The sequence below is a fragment of the Rubellimicrobium aerolatum genome (genome assembly GCF_017872975.1).
In the GTDB taxonomy this organism is placed as follows: Bacteria; Pseudomonadota; Alphaproteobacteria; order Rhodobacterales; family Rhodobacteraceae; genus Rubellimicrobium; species Rubellimicrobium aerolatum.
In genome coordinates this window covers 160,852-180,207 of the sequence record NZ_JAGGJP010000007.1, presented here as the reverse complement: position 1 = coordinate 180,207, position 19,356 = coordinate 160,852, and the positions used below count along the sequence as shown (strand labels likewise).

The window sequence follows — 19,356 nt, the reverse complement described above, 5'->3', positions numbered from 1 at the left end:
AGCCGGCAGATCAGCGCGCTGAAGGCCGAGGGCGTCCTGGAGCTCGGCCCCCAGCGCCGCATCACCGTGCCCGACATCCGACGCCTCATGGCCGAAACCGGCGACGACATGGACGGCGGGATGGTGAGCTGACCCGCTCCTAAGAAATCTGCGGGCTCCCGGCAACGGAACCCGCCCCCCCGTTCGTTGAAGCCACAGGATCGAAGGCAACCCCGCCCGCCGGGACCACCCCGATCCGTTCCGGCAACGAACGGGGGACCCCTTGGCCAACGACCGATCCGACACTCGCACATCCTGGCCGAAGGCGTGGCTCGGTGCCCTGGCGCTCCTCCTCGTGGCGCTGACCGCCTTCGAGGCCCAGGCCCAGGCCGACCTCCCCGCCATCCCGCCCGCCATGGCCTGCGCCGACCTCCTCGGCACCGACCTCACCGACATCGGCGGCGAGGGCAGCCGCGTGACCGAGGCGCAGGAGATCACGAACGACCAGGGCATCGCCGCCTGTTCCGTCCGGGGCACGCTCGCCCCCGCCATCACCTTCGCCGTCGTGCTCCCCACGGACACGTGGACCGGCCGCTACCTGCAACTCGGCTGCGGCGGCCTCTGCGGGCGGCTGTCCCTGCGCGAGGTCGGCGCCGCCTCGGGCTGCACCCCTCTCCAGGCCGGCGGCGTCGCCATTGCCGCGACCGACATGGGCCACCAGGCCTCGGACGCCGGCTGGGGCGACGACCCGCAGAAACGCGCCGACTTCGCCCACCGCGCCCAGCACGTCACCGCCCTCGCCGCCAAGCGGCTGATCGAGGCCTTCTACGGCCAGCCCGCCCAATATTCCTACTTCAACGGCTGCTCGGACGGCGGGCGCGAGGCGCTGATCGCCGCCCAGCGCTACCCCGAGGACTTCGACGGCATCCTCGCCGGGGCGCCCGCCCTGAACTTCCAGGTGCAGAACGGCCTCTACCACGCCTGGCAGGCCACCGCGAACCGCGATGCCGACGGCCGGGCGATCCTGCTGGCCGCCCGCCTGCCGCTCCTGCACGACGCGGTGCTCTCGGCCTGCGACGACCTCGACGGCCTCGCGGACGGCCTCCTCGCCGACCCGCTCGCCTGCACCTTCGACCCCGCCACCATCCAGTGCGAGCCCGGCGCGACCGACACCGCCGCCTGCCTCACCCCCACCGAGGTGGAGGTCGTCCGAAAGCTCCACGACGGCCCCCGCGACCCCGCCACCGGCGAGCGCCTGACCCTCGGCGGCCCGCAATGGGGCTCCGAGCTGCGCTGGACCGTCTTCGTCCCCGAGACCCCGGACGCCACGACCGCGAGCCAGGACCACGCCCTCGAACACCTGACCGGCGTGGCCTTCCCCGAGAACCCGCCCGAAGGCTTCACCCTCGCCGACGTGACCTTCGACACGGCGTGGCTCCAGCGCCTCGCCGCCCTGCACCCGCTCTACGATGCGACGAACCCCGACCTGTCGGGCTTCCACGGCGCGGGCGGCAAGCTGATCCTCTACCACGGCTGGTCCGACACCGACATCTCGCCCCTGAACACGCTGACCTACTACGAGGCCGTCCGGTCGCACATGGGCGCGGACACCGCCGACACCTTCGCCCGCCTCTACCTCGTCCCCGGCATGTATCATTGCAGCCAGGGCGAAGGCCCCTACGAGTTCGACCTCCTCACCCCCCTGATGGCCTGGGTCGAGCGCGGCGAGGCCCCCGGCGCGGTGACTGCCCGCCAGCCCGCGCAGGACGAGGCCAGCGGCTTCGGCCAGTTCGGCCACGGCCGGGGCGGCCCGCCGCCTTCCGGCGCGACCGAGCCCCTGCCCGGCTACCCCGCCGCCGAGGCCCCGAGCGCCAGCGTCCTCCGCTCGCCCCCGCTCCTGCCCTACCCGGCGCTCCCCGCCTTCACCGGCCAGGGCGACCCGAACGACGCGGCGAACTGGACCGACGGCGCGACACGGGTGGAGTTCACCCCGCCCGCCTGGGCCGGCTCGGCCTTCTTCGAGCCCTACGCCCCCCTCGACCACTGAGGAGCCCCCGGCCGCCCGCGCTTGACGCGGGCGCCGATCCCGTCATCCTCCGCCCGGCGGGCGCCGAGCCCGAGGGAGACGCCACCGATGACCGACGTCCCGAGCCCCGAGCCCGACCTGTCGGAGGCCTTCAAGGGCGCGTTCCGCCAGCACCCCGCCGGCGTTGCGATCCTGACCGCCGACCCGGGCGACGGCCCCGTGGCCTTGACGGTGAGCTCGCTCATCTCGGTCAGCGCCGCGCCGCCGACCGTGGCCTTCTCGCTCTCCGAGGGCTCGACCAGCTCGGCCCCGCTCCTGCGGGCCGAGACGCTGGTGATCCACCTCCTGCGCCGCCAGGACCGTCCCTTGGCCGATCTCTGCGCCACCAAGGGCGCCGACCGCTTCGGCCCCGGCGTGCGCTGGGACCGCCTCCCCGGCGGCGAGCCGTTCTACATGGGCGTCGCCAACTGGTTCCAGGCCCGCATCCTGCACCGCTTCCCCGTCGCCGGGGCGACGCTGGTGGTGGCCGAGCTGATGGCGGGCCAGGTGGACCGCTCCGAGGCGGGGCACAAGGAGTCGCTGGTCTACCTCGACCGCCGCTGGCACGGCCTGCACCCGGCCCCCGAGCCGATGAGCGACCCGGCGGCCTGACCCCTCCGGGTCAGCGCTTGCCGCGTCCCTTGGGCTTGGGCCGATCCGCGTCCCACCCGGCGCGGGGACGCGCCGGAGCCCTCGGCGTCACCGACACCATCGGCTCCTCGGCCCGCGCCGGCTTGGCCTTGCGGGGCCGGGGGGCCGCGTCGCCCTCCGCGCCGGCCCCGGCGCGCGGGTCCTCGGCGTCGTCCCGGCGGCGCGGCGGCCCCTTGCGGTGGCCCGCCTTCTTCGGGGCCGGGCGGCCCGTCGCGTGGCCCGTCGTCTGGCCCACCGTCTGGCCCGCCGCCAGATCCGGCGCGCCCTCCAGCCGCCGGATGCCGACGCCCTCCTCGATCTCCGTGGCCCCGTCCAGCGCCTTCAGGAACCCCTCCACGCGGTCATCGGCGATCTCCACGAAGCTCTCGCTCGCCTGCACCCGGATCGCGCCGATCGCGTCCTTGTCGAGCCGCCCGGCGCGCAGCAGCAGCGGCAGCAGCCACCGCGCCTCGGCCCGGTCGTCCGCGCCCACCGACAGCGCGAACCAGGTGCTCGGCCCGAAGGGCTTGCGGACCTTGGGCTCGGCGGGCGCGTCGGCCCAGCCCAGCTCCTCCGGGGCCGAGGTGCCGGCCCGCGACAGCCGCAGGTAGGCCGCCGCGATCCGCTCGGGCGAATGCACCGCCAGGAGCTTCGCGGCGAAGGCCGCCTCCTCCTCCGAGGGCTCCTCGGACCAGACGGGATCGGACAGCAGCCGCTCCTCGTCCCGCCGCAGGATCTCCTCGGCCGAGGGCGCGACGGTCCACTCCGCCTGGATCTTGCCGATCCGCAGGAGGTTCTCGGCCTTGCGGATCATCCGGGGCGGCACGATCAGCACCGAGGTCCCCTTGCGCCCCGCCCGCCCGGTGCGCCCCGACCGGTGCAGCAGCCCCTCGACGTTGGTGGGCAGCTCGGCATGGACGACCAGCTCCAGGTTCGGCAGGTCGATCCCCCGCGCCGCCACGTCGGTCGCCACGCAGACCCGCGCCCGCCCGTCCCGCAGCGACTGGAGCGCGTGGGTCCGCTCCTTCTGGCTCAGCTCGCCCGAGAGCGTCACCACCGACAGCCCCCGGTTCTGGAAGCGCGCGCCCAGCCGGCTCACCATGGCGCGGGTGTTGGCGAAGACGATGGCCGTCTTGGCGTCGTGGAAGCGCAGGACGTTGATGATGGCGTTCTCGGCGTCGTTCGGCCCGACCCGCACCGCCTGATAGGCGATGTCGGCGTGCTGGCTGGTGGCCGAGACGGTCGCCACCCGCACCGCGTCCCGCTGGAACTGCGTCGCGAGCTTGACGATGGCGGCCGGCACCGTGGCCGAGAACAGGAGCGTGCGCCGCTCCTCGGGGGCCTGCCCGAGCATGAACTCCAGATCCTCGCGGAAGCCGAGGTCCAGCATCTCGTCCGCCTCGTCCAGCACGATCGCCCGGATCTGCCCCAGCTCCAGCGACCCGCGCTGGATGTGGTCGCGCAGCCGGCCCGGCGTGCCGACGACGATGTGCGCGCCGCGTTCAAGCGCGCGCCGCTCCTCGCTCATGTTCATGCCGCCGACGCAGGACACCACGCTCGCCCCCGCCTTGGCGTAAAGCCAGCGCAGCTCGCGCATCACTTGGAAGGCCAGTTCGCGCGTGGGCGCCACGACCAGCGCCAGCGGCGCCCCGGCGGGGCCGAGCGCCCCCGCCTCGCCCAGCAGCGTCGGCCCGATGGCAAGCCCGAAGGCCACCGTCTTGCCCGACCCGGTCTGCGCCGACACGAGGAGGTCCGAGCCGTCCAGCCCCGGCTGGGTCACGGCCTCCTGCACGGCGGTCATGGTGTCGTATCCACGCTCCGCGAGGGCATCGAGCAGGGTCTGGATCATGGCAGGGGTCCGATTCGGCTGAGGCGCGCGGCAGGACGGCGCGTCGGGAGGGGGTCCGCGCGAAGGCGCAAGGGTCGCGCCCCCACTGGCCCCCTTGGGCGCGCGGGTCAAGCTGGATATGTCGTCCCGCCGCCGATCCCGGCCCGAACGGCCCCTCAGTCGGCGTAGATCGGGAAGGCGTGGCACAGCGCCCGCACCCCGGCCAGCACCTCGGCCTCGGTCTCCGCGTCGCCCTCCGGCCCATGCTCCCGCAGGCCCTCCAGCACCCGCAGGATCATCCGGCCCACCGTCGCGAACTCGGCCTCGCCAAAGCCGCGCGTGGTCCCGGCGGGGGTGCCGAGCCGGATGCCCGAGGTGACGAAGGGCTTCTCCGGGTCGAAGGGGATGGCGTTCTTGTTGCAGGTCAGGCCCGCCCGCTCCAGCGCCTTCTCGGCGGCCTTGCCGGTCACGCCGAAGGGCCGCAGGTCCACCAGCACCATGTGGCAGTCGGTCCCGCCCGACACGATGCCCAAGCCCCCCTGGGTCAGCACCTCGGCCAGCCGTTGCGCGTTGGCGACCACCTGCCGCTGGTAGTCCTTGAACCCCGGCTCCAGCGCCTCGCCGAAGGCCACCGCCTTCGCCGCGATCACGTGCATCAGCGGCCCGCCCTGGTTGCCGGGAAACACCGCCGAGTTGAACTTCTTCGCCAGCGCCTCGTCGTTGGTCAGGATCATGCCCCCGCGCGGCCCGCGCAGCGTCTTGTGGGTGGTGGTCGTCACCACATGGGCGTGCGGCAGCGGATCGGGATAGAGTCCCGCTGCCACGAGCCCGGCGTAATGCGCCATGTCCACCATCAGGTAGGCCCCCACCTCGTCGGCGATGGCGCGGAACCCCGCGAAGTCCATCGCGCGCGGATAGGCCGAGGCCCCCGCGAGGATCAGCTTCGGGCGCGTCTCCAGCGCCAGCCGTCGCACCTCGCCCATGTCGATGCGGTGGTCGTCGGCGCGGACCTCGTAGCTCACCACGTCGAACCACCTGCCCGACATGGTGACGGGCGAGCCGTGCGTCAGATGCCCGCCATGGGCGAGGGACAGCCCCATGATCCGGTCGCCGGGCTGGAGCAGCGCCAGGAACACCGCCTGGTTCGCCTGCGCGCCCGAATGGGGCTGGACGTTGACCCATCCCGCCCCGAACAGCCGCTTCGCCCGCTCGATGGCGAGCGCCTCGACCTCGTCCACGTGCTCGCAGCCGCCATAGTAGCGCTTGCCGGGATAGCCCTCGGCATACTTGTTGGTCAGCACCGACCCCTGCGCGGCCAGCACCTCGCGCGAGACGATGTTCTCCGAGGCGATCAGCTCGATCCCGTCCTGCTGGCGGGACAGCTCGGCGGCGATGGCGCGGGCCACGGCCACGTCGCGGACGGCGGGGGAGGCGAGGTCCTTCATGGGACGGTCCTTTCGGGCAAGAGGAGGCCAGCGGCCCCGCAGCGCGGGACCGTCCGGGAAGACAAGAAGAAGGGGCTCAGAGCCCGAGCGCGATCTCGCGAGCGCCCTGCCGGAGCAGTTCCTCGACGTGCGAGGCGTAGCTGCGCCAGACGGCGAGGGTGAACCGTTCCTCGCCCTCGCGGACCAAGACCGCCTGCACCCCGTCGAAGACCGTGCGCGCGCCGCGCCCGACCTCCAGCCGCCGGACATCGCGGGCGATGCCGATGGCGAGGAGGTCGAGCGACCCCGGCCCCTCGATCAGGAACGTCACCTCGCGGTCGGTCACCTCGACGAGCGCGTGGGGGATGCCCCCCTCCAGCGCCCCGGCGACAGCCGCCGCCTCGGCGGCGGGCACGTCGAGCCGCCACTCGTCGGGGCCGAGGCAGAGCGCCCGACGGCCGCCCTGCTCCGAGGTGCGCCCGATCCGGTCGGGCAGCGGGAGCCCCAGCGCCGCCTCGGCCGCCTCGCGGCTGGCGGCCCGAAGGCGGAGCGAGAAGCGGGCCTCCAACGGCAGCACCGTCACGGCGACGGCGGTCGAGCGGGGGAAGGAATGGATCTGCGCGGTCATGGCGTGCCTCTCAGACCTTGAGCTTCTGGCCGTCGGGATCGACGAAGTTGGGGACCGTCACCTTGGCCCGCAGCGTGCGGCCCGGCATGGGGATGTGCAGCACCTCGCCCATGCGGTCGCGCCCGCCCTCGACCAGCGCCATGGCGATGGACCGACCCAGCGCCTCGGACCAGTAGGACGAGGTGACGTGCCCGATCATCGTCATCGGGATCGGCTGGTTCGGGTCGGCGACGATCTGCGCCCCCTCCTCCAGCACCACGGCCGGGTCCTCGGTCAGCAGCCCCACGAGCTGCTTGCGCCCCTTGGCCACGATATCGGGCCGGGCCAGCGACCGCTTGCCGACGAAGTCCGTCTTCGCCTTGCCGATGGCCCAGCCCAGGCCCGCGTCCTGCGGCGTCACGGTGCCGTCGGTGTCCTGGCCCACGATGATGAAGCCCTTCTCGGCCCGCAGGACGTGCATCGTCTCGGTGCCGTAGGGCACGACCCCATGCGCCTGCCCAGCCTGCCACAGCGCCTCCCAGAGCGCGCGGCCATGGCGGGCGGGGACGTTGACCTCGAAGCCCAGCTCGCCGGTGAACGACACCCGGAACAGCCGCGCCGGGAACCCGGCCACGGTGCACTCCACCACCGCCATGTGCGGGAAGGCGTCGTCCGAGAGGTCCAGCCCCTCGACCAGCGGCTCCAGCAGCTTGCGGGCGTTCGGCCCCTGCAACGCCACCACGGCCCATTGCTCGGTCGTGGAGGTCAGCCACACGTCGAGGTCGGGCCATTCGGTCTGGAGGTAGTCCTCCATCATGTTCAGCACCCGCGCCGCGCCGCCGGTCGTGGTGGTGACGTGGAACTTGTCCGCCGCCAGCCGGCCGATCACGCCGTCGTCGCGGATGAACCCGTCCTCGCCCAGCAGAAGGCCATAGCGGCACCGGCCCGGCTGAAGCTTGGCCCAGGGATTCGTATACATCCGCTCCAGGAAGGTCGCGGCGTCCGGCCCCATGACCTCGATCTTGCCGAGCGTGGAGGCGTCGAACATCCCGACCGCCGTCCGCACCGCCCGGCACTCCCGCGCCACGGCCTTGTGCATGTCCTCGCCGGCTTGCGGGAAGTACCAGGCCCGCCGCCAGAGCGACACCGGCTCGAACACCGCGCCCGTCGCTTCGGCCCAGGCGTCGATGGCCGTCCGGCGCGTCACCTCGAAGTGCCGCCCCTTGCGGAGGTTGGCCAGCGCCCCGAAGGTCGTGGGCGTGTAGGGCGGCCGGAAGGTGGTCAGGCCGACGGCAGGCGCCTCCTTGCCCAAGGCGTCGGCGGCGATCATCAGGCCGTTGATGTTCGACAGCTTGCCCTGGTCGGTCGCCATCCCGTTGGTGGTGTAGCGCTTGACGTGCTCGATGGACCGCATCCCCTCGCGCACGGCGAGGCGGATATCCTTGGCGGTCACGTCGTTCTGGAAGTCGATGAAGGCCTTCGCCAGTCCCGCGTCGCGATCAGTCGGCAGCTCCTTGGCGACCACGCCGCTTCCCGTCCGGTCGCCCTCGACCGCAAAGGTGCCGACGCCCGCGACCCGGCCCGGGGCCTTGGCCGCCGCCGCGCCGGCCCGCGCGCCGTCCTCCAGCGCTGCCGCGACGCCCCAGAGCCCCCGGCCCGCGCCAGCGATCTCGCATTCCTCGGTCTTGCGGTCGGGCAGGAAGGCCCCCGCCTCGGCGTCCCAGGCCAGCGACCCCTTGGTGTGGGAGAACAGATGCAGCGAGGGCGTCCAGCCGCCGCACATCAGCAGCGCGTCGCAGGCGATGGTCCGGCCCGCGCCGACGCGACCCCCTTGGACGGGGTTCACCCGCACGGTGGCGACGCGCAGCCGCCCTGTCGTGCCGGTGACGGTATGCCCGGTCAGCACCTCGATCCCCAGCGCCTCGGCCCGCGCGGTCAGGACGCGCGGCACCTCGGCCCGGACATCGACGATGGCCGCGACCTTCACCCCCGCATGAGCGAGGTCGAAGGCCCCGTGCCAGGCGCTGTCATGGCTCGTGACCACGGCGACGCGGTTCCCCACCTTGACGCCGAAGCGGTGGAGGAAGGTCTGCGCCGCGCCCGCCAGCATGACGCCGGGCCGGTCGTTGCCGTCGAAGACCAGCGGCTTCTCGATGGCCCCCTGCGCCAGCACCACCTGCCCGGCCCGCACGCGCCACAGCCGCTCGCGCGGGGCGCCCTCGGGCAGCACGTCGAGATGGTCGGTCAGCCGCTCGCAGAGGCCGACCATGTTCTGATGGTAGTAGCCGATGGCCGTCGTGCGCGACATCAGCCGCACGTTCGGCATCGTTCGCAACTCGGCCAGCGCCGCCGCCAGCCAGTCCCAGGCCCCCTGCCCTTCGATGCGGACGCCGGGCTCGGACAGCAGCGTGCCGCCGATCTCGGCCTGCTCGTCCACCAGCACGGTCTCGGCCCCCGACTGCCCCGCCGCCAGCGCGGCGGCAAGGCCCGCCGGGCCGCCGCCGACGATCAGCACGTCGCAATGCAGGTGGCGGCTCGCGTAATGGTCCGGGTCGGCCTCCGTCGGCGACTTGCCCAGGCCAGCGGCCTGCCGGATGAAGGGCTCGTAGACCTTGTCCCAGAAGCTGCGCGGCCACTTGAAGGTCTTGTAGTAGAACCCCGCCGGGATGAAGCGCCCCAGCCGGTCGTTGATCGCCCCCACGTCGAACGACAGCGAAGGCCACTTGTTCTGGCTCTCGGCGGTCAGCCCCTGGCGGACCTCCTGCATCGTCGCCCGCGTGTTGGGCTCGAACCGCCCCGGCCCCCGCGAGGTGCCGATGAGCGCGTTGGGCTCCTCCGAGCCTGCCGAGACGACCCCGCGCGGGCGGTGATACTTGAAGCTGCGGCCCATGAGATGGATGCCGTTGGCCAGCAGCGCCGAGGCCACGGTGTCGCCGCGCCGCCCCTCGACGGTCCGCCCGTCGAAGGTGAAGCGGACGGGCTGCGCGTGATCGACCCGGCCGTGGCCTGCGATGCGGAACGGCTGGCTCATTCGGCGGCCTCCTTGAGCGCGTCGAGGTTCGGGCGCGGCTCGCCCGCGCGGTAGGTCATCGCGAACTTGTCGCTCACCGTGTCGCGGACGGCGTTGAAGAAGCGCCCGCAGCCGTTGACGTGCCGCCAGCGCTCGAAATGGTTGCCGCGCGGGTTCGACCGGATGAACAGGAAGTCCCGCCACTCCTCGTCCGACAGCGCCATCGGATCGGCGGGCCGCGCGATATGCGCCTCGCCCGCATAGGCGAACTCGGGCTCGGGGAGGGTCTCGTCGCAGTAGGGGCAATGGATCAGGAGCATGGGGAACCTCTAGTGCGCGACGGCGGCGGCGGCGGCCTCGTCGATCAGCCGGCCGGTGGTGAAGCGTTCGAGCGTGAAGGGCGCGTTGATCGGGTGCGGCTCGTCCCTGGCGACCGTCCAGGCCAGCAGGTGCGCCGCGCCCGGCGTCGCCTTGAACCCGCCCGTCCCCCAGCCGCAGTTCACGTAGAGCCCCTTGACCGGCATCTTGCCGAGGATCGGCGAGCGGTCGGGCGTCACGTCCACGATGCCACCCCATTTCCGCAGCATCCGCATCCGCGAGAAGATCGGGAACACCTCGCAGATCGCCGCGACCGTGTGCTCGATCAGCGGCAGCCCGCCGCGTTGGGAGTAGCTGACATACTGGTCCGTGCCCGACCCGATCACCAGCTCGCCCTTGTCGGACTGGCTGATATAGGCGTGGACGGTGTTCGACATGACCACGCAGGGGAAGATCGGCTTGATCGGCTCGGACACCAGCGCCTGCAAGGGATAGCTCTCCAGCGGCATCCGCAGGCCCGCCGACTGCATCACGACGGACGTGTTCCCCGCCGCCGAGACCGCGACCTTCTTGGCCTTGATGAAGCCCTTGGCCGTGTCCACCCCGATCACCGCGCCGTCGGGGCCGCGCCGGATGGCGATGACCGGGCAGTTCTGGATGATGTCCACGCCCCGCGCCGCCGCACCACGCGCGTAGCCCCAGGCCACCGCGTCGTGCCGCGCCGTCCCCGCCCGCTTCTGGAGCGCCGCGCCGACCACCGGATAGCGCGCGTCCGGCGCGATGTTGAGCGGCGGGCAGAACGCCTTCGCCTCGGCGGCCGACAGCCAGCGGTTGTCCACGCCGTTCAGCCGGTTGGAATGGATATGCCGCTGGAAGCTCTGCACGTCATGGACGTTGTGCGCGAGCATCAGGACGCCGCGCTTGGAATACATGACGTTGTAGTTGAGATCCTGGCTCAGGTCCTCCCAGAGGTCGAGCGCGTGGTCATACAGCCGCGCGCTCTCGTCATACAGGTAGTTCGACCGGATGATGGTGGTGTTGCGGCCCGTGTTGCCGCCGCCAAGCCACCCCTTGTCGATCACCGCGACGTTGGTGATCCCGTGCTCCTTGGCCAAGTAGTAGGCCGCGCCGAGCCCGTGCCCGCCCGCGCCGACGATCACCACGTCGTATTCCGCCTTGGGCTGGGCGTCGGGCCAGTGCTCGCGCCAGTTCTTGTGGCCGGACAGGGCGTTCTTGAGGAGGGAGAAGGCGGAGTAATGCGTCATGGGGGACTCGCGGTCAGGGCGCGGCGTGTGACGGCACCATGACAGATTCCGCGCGCAGGGCCTGTATCCTTGCGTCAGAACCGTTGTATGTCCGGGACAGAGACGACATCCGGGACCCGCCATGACAACCCCCGCCCCGCGCCTTCGCATCGGCTTCCTGCTCGCGCCGCGCTTCACGCTCTGCGCCTTCGCGAACTTCGTGGACGTGCTGCGCCTCGCGGCGGACGAAGGCGACCGCTCCCGCCCGATCCTCTGCCGCTGGCGGGTGCTGTCGCCGACCATGGACCCGGTGGAATCGAGCTGCGGCGTCCGCGTCACCCCCGACGAGCGGCTGGGCGACCCGTCGCGCTTCGACTACATCGTGGTCGTGGGCGGGCTGGTGGACGAGATCGAGCGGCTCCTCCCCGACCACATCGCCTTCCTACGCCGCGCGGCCGGGGCCGGGGTGCCGCTGGTCGGCGTCTGCACCGGCACCTTCATCCTGCACCGCGCCGGGCTCCTGAACGGCTACAAGGCCTGCGTGAGCTGGTTCCACCACGAGGACTTCCTCCACGAGTTCGACGGCCTCGTGCCGGTCTCCGACCAGATCTTCGTGGTGGACCGCGACCGGCTGTCCTGCTCGGGCGGGGCGTCCTCGGCGCATCTCGCGGCCTTCCTGGTGGACCGCCACATCGGCCCGGCGGCGGCGCGCAAGAGCCTCGCCATCATGATCATCGACGAGGCCATGGGGGCCGAGCGTCCCCAGCCCGGCCTGCCGCTGGAGCTGACCACCCAGGAGCCGCTGGTCAAGCGCGCGCTCCTCGCCATGCAGCAGTCGATGGAGGCCCCGCTGGGCGTGGAGGAGCTGGCCCGCCGCCTCGGCGTGGGCCGGCGCAAGCTGGAGCGCCACTTCGCCGACGCGCTGGGCATGACGCCCCGGCAGGCCGACCGCCAGATCCGGCTGGCGCAGGTCCGCCACCTCCTCGGGCGCGGCAGCCGCTCGGTCGCCCGCATCGCCGCCGAGACCGGCTTCTGCGACTCCTCCCACCTGATCCGCGCCTTCCGCGAGGCCGAGGGCACCACGCCCGAGGCCTGGCGCAAGGCGCAGCAGGGCGAGGCGGCGCGGCCCTCCTGACCGGAGCGGCCTCGGCCACCCCCCGCCGTCCCGCAGGCCCCCGATCCCGCAAGTCCCGACCCCGCAAGCCCCCACCCCGCAAGCCCCGACCCCGCAAGCCCCGACCCCGCAAGCCCCGGCACGGAGCCCGACCATGGACATGACCGCGCTCCTCCAGGGGCTGGACCTCGTGGGCACCTTCGCCTTCGGCCTCAGCGGCGCGACGCTCGCCGTGCGCCACCGGCTCGACCTGGTGGGCGTGCTGGCGCTGGCGGTGGCGGCGGCGCTGGCGGGCGGGATGATCCGGGACGCCCTGCTCGGCGCGACCCCGGCGGCGGCGCTGACCGACGGGCGGCTCCTCCTGACCGCCCTCGGGGCGGGGCTCGCCGGCTTCTTCTTCCACCGCGCGCTGAACCGGCTGCGAAAGCCCGTCCTCGTCCTCGACGCCCTGGGCCTCGGCCTCTTCGCCGTCACGGGGTGCCGCAGGGCGCTGGACCACGGCCTCGACCCCCTGCCCAGCCTCATCCTCGGCGTCCTGACCGCCGTCGGCGGCGGCGCGGTCCGCGACGTGCTGGTGGCCGAGGTGCCCCGCGTCCTGCGCGAGGAGATCTACGCGCTGGCCGCCCTCGTGGGCGGGCTGGTGCTGGTCGCGGGCCTCCGCCTCGGCCTGCCCGAGCCCGCCGTGGCCCTGGCGGCGGTCGCCGCCGCCTTCGTCCTGCGGATCGTCAGCGTCCTGCGGGGCTGGAGCGCGCCGCGCCCGCCCGGAACCTGATGCGCCTCACCTGACCCGCCTCACCTGGCCGCGCCCATCAGCCCACGGCCGCCAGCCGCCCGCCCAGCGCGGGGGCGGCGACGAACTGCTGCATCTGCTCGCGCGACAGCTCCCAATGCGCGATGGCCAGCGCGGCCGAGGCCCCCGGGTCGCGGGCGGCGATGGCCTCGATCATGCGGTCGTGCTGGTCGGCGGCGATGGCCTGGCTCTCGGCGAAGCGGTCCGATCCGGCGGTGTAGAAGGTCATGCCGATGCGCGCGTGGTCGATCAGCAGCCGCTGGAGGCTGGGCATCAGGTATTCGTTGTCCGCCATCTCGCCGATGAGGGCGTGGAACCGCTCGTTGAGCGTGGCGCGCTGCGCCGCGTCGCCCGCCGCGATGGCCTCGCGGAACCGCGCCTGCACGGCCCGGAGCCGGGCGACCTGCGCCGCCGTCGCGTGCTGGGCCGCCAGCTCCGCGACCGAGGCGTAGATCATCGGCGCGACCATGAAGAAGTTCCGCAAGGTCTTGTGCGTCATGGGCGTGACCTGCGCGCCCCGGTTCTCCTGGATCAGCAGGAACCCCTCGCCGGCGAGCTGCCGGAAGATCTCGCGCAGCGGCGGCCGCGACATCCCGTAGGCCTGCGCCACCTCCGTCTCGTCGAGGTAGTCGCCCGGCGCCAGCTCGCAGGTCAGGATGCGGCGCTTGAGATCCTCGTAGCCCCGGCTCTTCCGGCTGGAGCCGCCATCCCCGTCCACCACCGCGCGCGTCCTCCCTTGCAGGCCCGGGGGCCGAGCCTAGGCCCACGCCCCCGCCATGTCCACCGACGCCGGCCGCTACTCCCGCGCCGCCCGCGCCTCGCGCCAGCGCAGCACCGCGTTGGCCCCCAGCGTCGAGACGGGCGGCGGCGGCAGCCGCGGGGGCTCCGCCTCGGCGCCGAAGTGCCGCGTCACGTCGCTCGCCACCCCCAGCGCCAGCTCGGCCGCGCCGATGCCGGTCAGCGTGCCCCGCGCCGTGCCCAGCCCGTTCTGGACGCAGGCGGCGAACAGCCCGTCGTCCAGCCGCCGCATCACCGAGACGCCGTTGCGGCTCAGGCACAGGTGCCCGGCCCAGGCGAACTCCATCGGGATGCCCCGGAGCATCGGGAAGCGCTCGTCGAACTTGCGCCGGTGCACGCGCGCCGCGCGCCGCAGGCCCGCCTCGCCGGGCTCCATGCCCGGCAGGAAGCTGCCGCAGCTCCGCGTGACGATGCGGTTCCCCCCCTGCGGCCCGTCGATCCGCCGCATGGTCGTGCCCATCGGGTCCGAGGGCGTGATCCCCCAGCGCGGCGCCCCGCCCAGCGCCTTCAGCGCCTCCGGCCCCAGCTCGGCAGTCATCGAGGCGTAAAGGAACACGTGCATGAGCCGCCCGCGCGCGAAGCCGAAGCTCTCCAGATGCCCGTTGGTGGCCAGGACGACCGCCCCCGCGCTCACCCGCCCGTGCGGGGTCGCCAGCTCCCAGCCCCCGCCCCGGCGCTCCAGCTTCAGGACCGGCGTCGTCTCCGCCACCATCACACCGTCGCGCCGCAGCCCCTCGCCCAGGCCGCGGATGTAGCCCGCCGGCTGCAACATCACCGTGCCGGGCGTGAAAAGGCCCGACACGTAGTGCCCGCTCCCCGTCAGCTCCCGCATCCCCCGCGCGTCCAGCCGCTCGCCGGGCTCGCCCAGTTGCGCCAGATGCGCGGCGTAGCTCGCGTTCAGCGCGTCCGCCGTCGCGCTCGCCGCGCCGTTCACCTTGCCGGCGCGGTCGAAGAAGGCCGGGGGGATGCCGAACCGCTCCACCGCCTCGCCCGCGAAGGCGATGGCCCGGCGGTTCAGCGCGATCATCGCCCGGTCGGCCTCGACCCCGTGGCCGGCGTAGTCGTCCGACGACAGGTCGTGCGGCAGGTCGATCATGAATCCCGAGTTGCGGCCCGAGGCCCCCTCGGCCAGCCGCCCCGCCTCCAGCACCGCGACCCGCAGGCCGGGGTCGATCTGCCGCAGCCGCAGCGCCGCCGACAGCCCCGCGAAGCCGCCGCCGACCACCGCCACGTCCACCACCGCGTCGCCGGCCAGCGGCACCGGCGCGGGCTGGCCCGGCAGGATCGCCGACCAGGCCGCCGGCCCGCGATGGACCGGCACCCGCCGCGCGACGTGCGTGGTCATTCCACCGCCTCGTCGGCGTCGTCCGACAGGTCCACCCAGATCGTCTTGAGCTGCGTGTACTGGTCGTGCGCGTGGATGCCGTTGTCGCGCCCGCCGAAGCCCGACTGCTTGAAGCCGCCGAAGGGCGTGGTGATGTCGCCCTCGCCGAAGCTGTTGACCGTCACCGTCCCGGCCCGGATCGCCCGCGCGCCCCGGATCGCCGTCTTGACGTTCGCCGTGAAGATCGACGCCGCCAGCCCATAGGGCGTGTCGTTGGCGAGCTGGATGGCCTCCTCGAAGCTCTCGACCGTCAGCACCGACAGGATCGGCCCGAAGATCTCCTCCCGCGCGGGCAGCGCGGCGGGGTCCGCGATGTCGAGGATGGTGGGCTCCACGAAGGCCCCCTTCTCGGTGCCCCCGCCCATCAGCACCGTCTCGGCCCCGCCCAGATACGACGCCACCTTGGCGAAGTGCCCCTGCGACACCAGCGCGCCGACCCGGTTGCGCGGGTCCAGCGGCTCGCCCATCGGCCATTCCCGCGCGTGGGCGATCATGCGGTCCAGAAGCTCGTCCTTCACGCCCTTCTGCACGATCAGCCGCGACGCGGCCGAGCAGTTCTCGCCCATGTTCCAGAACGCCCCGTTGACGACGTGCGCCGCCACGCGGTCGAGGTTCTCGGCATCGTCCAGCACGACGGCCGGGTTCTTGCCCCCCATCTCCAGCACGACCTCCTTGAGGTTCGACTCGCCGGCATAGGTCAGGAAGCGCCGCCCCGTGGCGGTGGACCCGGTGAAGGACACCATGTCCACGTCCATGTGCCGCCCCAGCGGCTCGCCCGCGCCGCGCCCCGATCCGGGGATGACGTTCAGGACGCCCGCCGGGAGACCCGCCTCCATCGCCAGCTCCGCCACCCGCAGCGCGGTCAGCGACGTTTCCGACGCCGGCTTGACGATGACCGAGCAGCCCGAGGCCAGCGCCGGCCCGATCTTCCAGGCCAGCATCAGCAGCGGGAAGTTCCACGGCAGCACGAGGCCCACGACGCCCACCGGCTCGCGCAGGATCATGGCGATGTGGTCGTCCGACGCCGGCGACACCTGGTCGTAGATCTTGTCGATCAGCTCCGCGTGCCACTTCAGGACATGGATCGTCTCGGGCACGTCCACCGTCTCGCAGTCGTAGATCGGCTTGCCGGAATCCAGGCTCTCCAGCACCGCCAGCTCGTGCGCGTGGCGCGTCATCAGCTTGGCGAGGCGGATCAGCACCTCCTTGCGCGCGCCCGGATGCAGCTTGCTCCAGCGCCCGTCCTCGAAGGCGTCCCGCGCCTTCTGCACGGCGAAGTCCACGTCCGCCGCCTCGCAGGAGGCGACCTCGGCGATGACCTCGCCCGTCGCCGGGTTCACCGTCGGAAAGGTCCGGCCCGAGATCGCGGGCCGGAACGCCCCGTCGATGAAGGCCCCCGTCGGCGGCACCACGTTCGCGGCGATGGCCGAGTATTCGTCGATGGTCAGAACGGCGTTCATTCGGCGGCCTCCGCGCGGATATGGGACACGTCACCTTCGGCCAGGATCGCGGCCACGGTGGTCTTGAGCACCCGGACGACCTGCTCCAGCTCGCGCTTGTCGTCCTTGTTCAGGCCCTTCAGCGGCGCGCGCGGCGGCCCGGCGCGCAGCCCTTCCATCTCCACCCCGTGCTTGATGCACTGGATGAACTTGCCGCCCTGCTCCAGCACGCGCATTAGCGGCAGCATCGCCGACATGATCCGCCGCCCCTTGGCGAAGTCGCCCTCCACCGCGCAGGCCCGCCACAGCGCGATATGCTCGGCCGGCAGGAAGTTCGACCCGCCGCAGACCCAGCTCCGGGCGCCCCAGGCGAAGAATTCGAGCGCCTGATCGTCCATGCCGCAGCTCATCTGGATATGCGGGTAGTCCCGCGCCAGCAGGTGGATGCGGTTCACGTCGCCCGAGCTTTCCTTAATGGCGCAGAAGTTGCGCGACCGGCCCACGCGGTCGAGGAACTCCTCGCCCATGTGGACGCCCATCCGCCCCGGATAGTTGTAGAGCATCACCGGCAGATCCGCCGCCCGGTCGATGGCCAGCGCGTTGAGCGCGTTCTCCCGCTCGGTCGGCACCGAATAGGGCGGCGAGCCGATCAGGATGGCGTCCGCGCCGATCCGCGCGGCGTAGGCGGCCATGCGGATCGACTCCTCCGGCTTGACCGCGCCGGTGCCGACGATCAGCGCCGCGCGCCCGCCGATGGCGTCCTTCGCCAGGGCGGCCAGTTCCTCGCGCTCCTCCAGCGACTGGACGTAGTATTCGCCCGTCGATCCGCCGACGATGATGCCATGCACCCCGGCGCGCACCAGATGCTCGATCACCGCCAGGAAGCCGTCGCGGTCGATGCCGCCGTCGTCGTCGTGCGGCGTGACCGCCGGCGTGTAGATGCCCTCGAACTTCATCCGATCACTCCTTGGCCGGGACCGCCCCGCTGGCCGGAACCTACCGGCATCCCGTCATGTCTACAATATGTATTACAGGCGCCGCTCATCCTCGCCGTCCGTCCAGCGAGGCCCGCGACAGCCGGTCGAGCAGCAGCGCGATGGCGACGATGGCCAGCCCCGCGCGCAGCCCCGGCCCCATCTCCATCCGGGTCAGGCCGCGCGTCACCTCCGCGCCCAGGCCCCCGGCCCCCACGAGTCCCGCCAGCACCACCATCGCCAGCGACAGCAGGATGCACTGGTTCAGCCCCACCGCCAGCGTCGGCCGCGCCAGCGGCAGCTCGATCCGCCACAGGATCGTGCGCGGCGCCGCGCCGCTGGCCTCGCCCAGCTCCAGGAACTCCCGCGGCACCTGCCGGAACGCGAGCGTCGTCAGGCGCAGCATCGGCGGGATGCCGTAGACCACCGTGGCGATCAGCGCGGGCGTCGGCCCCAGGCTGAAGATCATCACCGCCGGGATCAGGTAGACCCAGGGCGGCACCGTCTGCATCACGTCCAGCACGGGCCGCAGGCCGGCCTCGACCCTCGGCCGCCGCGCCGCCAGCACCCCCAGCGGGAACGCGATCAGCACCGACAGCGCCACCGCCACCACGACCAGCGCCAGCGTCTCCACCGACGCCTCCCACAGCCCCGCGCCCCGGCAGAAGCCCAGCGCCCCCGCCGCCAGCGCCGCCATCCGCCAGCCCCCGAGCCACCAGCCCAGGAGCCCCGCCGCGACGATCACCCCCCAGGCCGGCGGCCCCAGGAGCGCCGCCTCCATGCCGCCCAGCAGCCCCTCGACCGCCCGCGTCACGGCCGCGAAGGCCGGATGGAGGTTGACGTTCAGCCATTCCACCGCCGGCGCGACCCACGCGCCGGGCGACACCGCCAGATCCCCAAGGCTCATGCCCGCGCCCCCCTGTCCGCCAGGCCCTGCGTCAGCCGGTCCAGCACGATCGTCAGCACCACGATGGCCACCGACGCATCGACCGACGTGGCGATGTCCAGCGTGCGGATCGCCCCGTAGATCGTCTCGCCCAGGCCGCCCGAGCCCACGATCCCGGCGATCACCACCATGCCGAAGGCCATCATCAGGCTCTGGTTCACGCCCGCCATGATGCTGGCGAAGGCGAAGGGCAGCCGGATCTTGGCGAACATCTGCCAGGGCCGGATGCCGTTGGCCTGCCCCAGCTCTATGAACTCCTGCGGCGTGCGCCCGATGCCCAGCGCCGTCAGCCGCAGCGCCGGCGGCAGCGCGACGATGCAGGTCGCCGCCAGCGCCGTCGCCGGGCCATAGCCCAGCAGCGCGATGGCCGGCAGCAGATAGAGATACGGCGGCAGCGTCTGGATCAGGTCCAGCGCCGGCTCGGCCGCCCGCTTCACCGCCGGGACATAGCCCGCCAGCACCCCCAGCGGCAGGCTCACCAGCAGCGCGAAGACCATCGCCGTCACCACCAGCGCCAGCGTCTCCATGGTCTCGGCCCACAGGCCCATCGCCGCGCAGAGCCCCAGCCCCAGCGCCGCCAGCCCGCCGAACCGCCAGCCGACCACGCGCCACCCGGCGACCAGCGCCAGCGCCGCCACCGCCCAGAACGGCGGCGCCAGCAGCAGCCATTCCACGCCGTCGTAGACCCCCGCCAGCGCGTGCCGGATCGCGTCGAAGACGCCGCCGCCGTGGTCGTCGAGCCAGTCGAGCCCGCCCTCGACCGCGTCGTCGAAGGCTTCGATGAAGGCCGCGTCCGCCATGCCCCG

The 19,356-nt window shown here is 72.9% G+C and carries 16 protein-coding genes; 4 read left to right on the top strand and 12 right to left on the bottom strand.

The window, feature by feature from the left end:
* Positions 1–262 precede the first annotated feature (262 nt).
* Together J2Z33_RS10175 and J2Z33_RS10170 are read left to right on the top strand one after the other, a co-directional pair.
* Positions 263–2,026: a tannase/feruloyl esterase family alpha/beta hydrolase gene (locus J2Z33_RS10175; protein WP_209840472.1), complete on the top strand. Its 1,764-nt coding sequence runs from the start codon at positions 263–265 to the stop codon at positions 2,024–2,026.
* Between the two features lie 87 nt (positions 2,027–2,113).
* Entirely contained in the window at positions 2,114–2,656 is a 543-nt protein-coding gene (locus J2Z33_RS10170) for a flavin reductase family protein (RefSeq protein ID WP_209840470.1), read from the top strand.
* A 10-nt stretch (positions 2,657–2,666) separates the two neighbouring features.
* Here the strand turns inward: J2Z33_RS10170 and J2Z33_RS10165 are convergent, their stop codons facing one another.
* From J2Z33_RS10165 to J2Z33_RS10140, 6 genes are all read right to left on the bottom strand, one after another.
* Positions 2,667–4,523, bottom strand: a complete 1,857-nt coding sequence (locus J2Z33_RS10165) for a DEAD/DEAH box helicase (protein WP_209840468.1) — start codon at positions 4,521–4,523, stop codon at positions 2,667–2,669.
* A gap of 155 nt (positions 4,524–4,678) precedes the next feature.
* On the bottom strand, positions 4,679–5,947 hold the full coding sequence (gene glyA / locus J2Z33_RS10160) for a serine hydroxymethyltransferase (RefSeq protein WP_209840466.1): 1,269 nt from the start codon (positions 5,945–5,947) through the stop codon (positions 4,679–4,681).
* 76 nt (positions 5,948–6,023) lie between these two features.
* Positions 6,024–6,554, bottom strand: coding sequence for a sarcosine oxidase subunit gamma (locus J2Z33_RS10155; protein ID WP_209840464.1), 531 nt, complete (start codon positions 6,552–6,554; stop codon positions 6,024–6,026).
* Positions 6,555–6,564: 10 nt separating this feature from the next.
* On the bottom strand, positions 6,565–9,564 hold the full coding sequence (locus tag J2Z33_RS10150) for a sarcosine oxidase subunit alpha (RefSeq protein WP_209840463.1): 3,000 nt from the start codon (positions 9,562–9,564) through the stop codon (positions 6,565–6,567).
* A complete protein-coding gene (locus J2Z33_RS10145; protein ID WP_209840460.1) occupies positions 9,561–9,863 on the bottom strand; it encodes a sarcosine oxidase subunit delta in 303 nt (100 codons plus the stop codon). The genes J2Z33_RS10150 and J2Z33_RS10145 overlap by 4 nt, the downstream gene beginning before the upstream one ends.
* Positions 9,864–9,872: 9 nt before the next feature.
* Positions 9,873–11,126, bottom strand: a complete 1,254-nt coding sequence (locus J2Z33_RS10140; protein WP_209840458.1) for a sarcosine oxidase subunit beta family protein — start codon at positions 11,124–11,126, stop codon at positions 9,873–9,875.
* Positions 11,127–11,247: 121 nt separating this feature from the next.
* Here J2Z33_RS10140 and J2Z33_RS10135 point away from each other — a divergent pair, with 121 nt between their 5' ends.
* Positions 11,248–12,240, top strand: coding sequence for a GlxA family transcriptional regulator (locus J2Z33_RS10135; protein WP_209840456.1), 993 nt, complete (start codon positions 11,248–11,250; stop codon positions 12,238–12,240).
* 133 nt (positions 12,241–12,373) lie between these two features.
* Positions 12,374–12,991, top strand: coding sequence for a trimeric intracellular cation channel family protein (locus J2Z33_RS10130; protein WP_209840453.1), 618 nt, complete (start codon positions 12,374–12,376; stop codon positions 12,989–12,991).
* A 37-nt stretch (positions 12,992–13,028) separates the two neighbouring features.
* On the opposite strand, the gene J2Z33_RS10125 is transcribed toward J2Z33_RS10130, so the two are convergent.
* The 6 genes from J2Z33_RS10125 to J2Z33_RS10100 form a co-directional block, all read right to left on the bottom strand.
* A complete protein-coding gene (locus J2Z33_RS10125; RefSeq protein ID WP_342454160.1) occupies positions 13,029–13,730 on the bottom strand; it encodes a GntR family transcriptional regulator in 702 nt (233 codons plus the stop codon).
* Positions 13,731–13,805: 75 nt separating this feature from the next.
* A complete protein-coding gene (locus tag J2Z33_RS10120; RefSeq protein ID WP_209840451.1) occupies positions 13,806–15,152 on the bottom strand; it encodes an NAD(P)/FAD-dependent oxidoreductase in 1,347 nt (448 codons plus the stop codon).
* The gene (locus tag J2Z33_RS10115) at positions 15,149–16,651 is read right to left on the bottom strand and encodes an aldehyde dehydrogenase (protein ID WP_209840449.1); all 1,503 of its coding nucleotides are present in this window, start codon (positions 16,649–16,651) and stop codon (positions 15,149–15,151) included. Before J2Z33_RS10115 ends, J2Z33_RS10120 begins: the two co-directional genes overlap by 4 nt.
* Positions 16,648–17,586, bottom strand: a complete 939-nt coding sequence (locus J2Z33_RS10110) for a dihydrodipicolinate synthase family protein (protein ID WP_209840447.1) — start codon at positions 17,584–17,586, stop codon at positions 16,648–16,650. The genes J2Z33_RS10115 and J2Z33_RS10110 overlap by 4 nt, the downstream gene beginning before the upstream one ends.
* Before the next feature lie 85 nt (positions 17,587–17,671).
* Positions 17,672–18,511 carry an ABC transporter permease gene (locus J2Z33_RS10105; RefSeq protein ID WP_245218745.1) on the bottom strand — a complete coding sequence of 280 codons (840 nt, stop codon included), beginning with the start codon at positions 18,509–18,511 and terminating at the stop codon, positions 17,672–17,674.
* Positions 18,508–19,350, bottom strand: coding sequence for an ABC transporter permease (locus J2Z33_RS10100; protein WP_209840445.1), 843 nt, complete (start codon positions 19,348–19,350; stop codon positions 18,508–18,510). The genes J2Z33_RS10105 and J2Z33_RS10100 overlap by 4 nt, the downstream gene beginning before the upstream one ends.
* Positions 19,351–19,356: the final 6 nt, after the last annotated feature.

Coding starts and splice junctions, on each gene's coding strand:
- J2Z33_RS10170 (WP_209840470.1), top strand. CDS start 2,114: ATGACCGACGTCCCGAGCCCCGAGCCCGACCTGTCGGAGGCCTTCAAG.
- J2Z33_RS10165 (WP_209840468.1), bottom strand. CDS start 4,523: ATGATCCAGACCCTGCTCGATGCCCTCGCGGAGCGTGGATACGACACC.
- glyA (WP_209840466.1), bottom strand. CDS start 5,947: ATGAAGGACCTCGCCTCCCCCGCCGTCCGCGACGTGGCCGTGGCCCGC.
- J2Z33_RS10155 (WP_209840464.1), bottom strand. CDS start 6,554: ATGACCGCGCAGATCCATTCCTTCCCCCGCTCGACCGCCGTCGCCGTG.
- J2Z33_RS10150 (WP_209840463.1), bottom strand. CDS start 9,564: ATGAGCCAGCCGTTCCGCATCGCAGGCCACGGCCGGGTCGATCACGCG.
- J2Z33_RS10145 (WP_209840460.1), bottom strand. CDS start 9,863: ATGCTCCTGATCCATTGCCCCTACTGCGACGAGACCCTCCCCGAGCCC.
- J2Z33_RS10140 (WP_209840458.1), bottom strand. CDS start 11,126: ATGACGCATTACTCCGCCTTCTCCCTCCTCAAGAACGCCCTGTCCGGC.
- J2Z33_RS10135 (WP_209840456.1), top strand. CDS start 11,248: ATGACAACCCCCGCCCCGCGCCTTCGCATCGGCTTCCTGCTCGCGCCG.
- J2Z33_RS10130 (WP_209840453.1), top strand. CDS start 12,374: ATGGACATGACCGCGCTCCTCCAGGGGCTGGACCTCGTGGGCACCTTC.
- J2Z33_RS10120 (WP_209840451.1), bottom strand. CDS start 15,152: ATGACCACGCACGTCGCGCGGCGGGTGCCGGTCCATCGCGGGCCGGCG.
- J2Z33_RS10115 (WP_209840449.1), bottom strand. CDS start 16,651: ATGAACGCCGTTCTGACCATCGACGAATACTCGGCCATCGCCGCGAAC.
- J2Z33_RS10110 (WP_209840447.1), bottom strand. CDS start 17,586: ATGAAGTTCGAGGGCATCTACACGCCGGCGGTCACGCCGCACGACGAC.
- J2Z33_RS10105 (WP_245218745.1), bottom strand. CDS start 18,511: ATGAGCCTTGGGGATCTGGCGGTGTCGCCCGGCGCGTGGGTCGCGCCG.
- J2Z33_RS10100 (WP_209840445.1), bottom strand. CDS start 19,350: ATGGCGGACGCGGCCTTCATCGAAGCCTTCGACGACGCGGTCGAGGGC.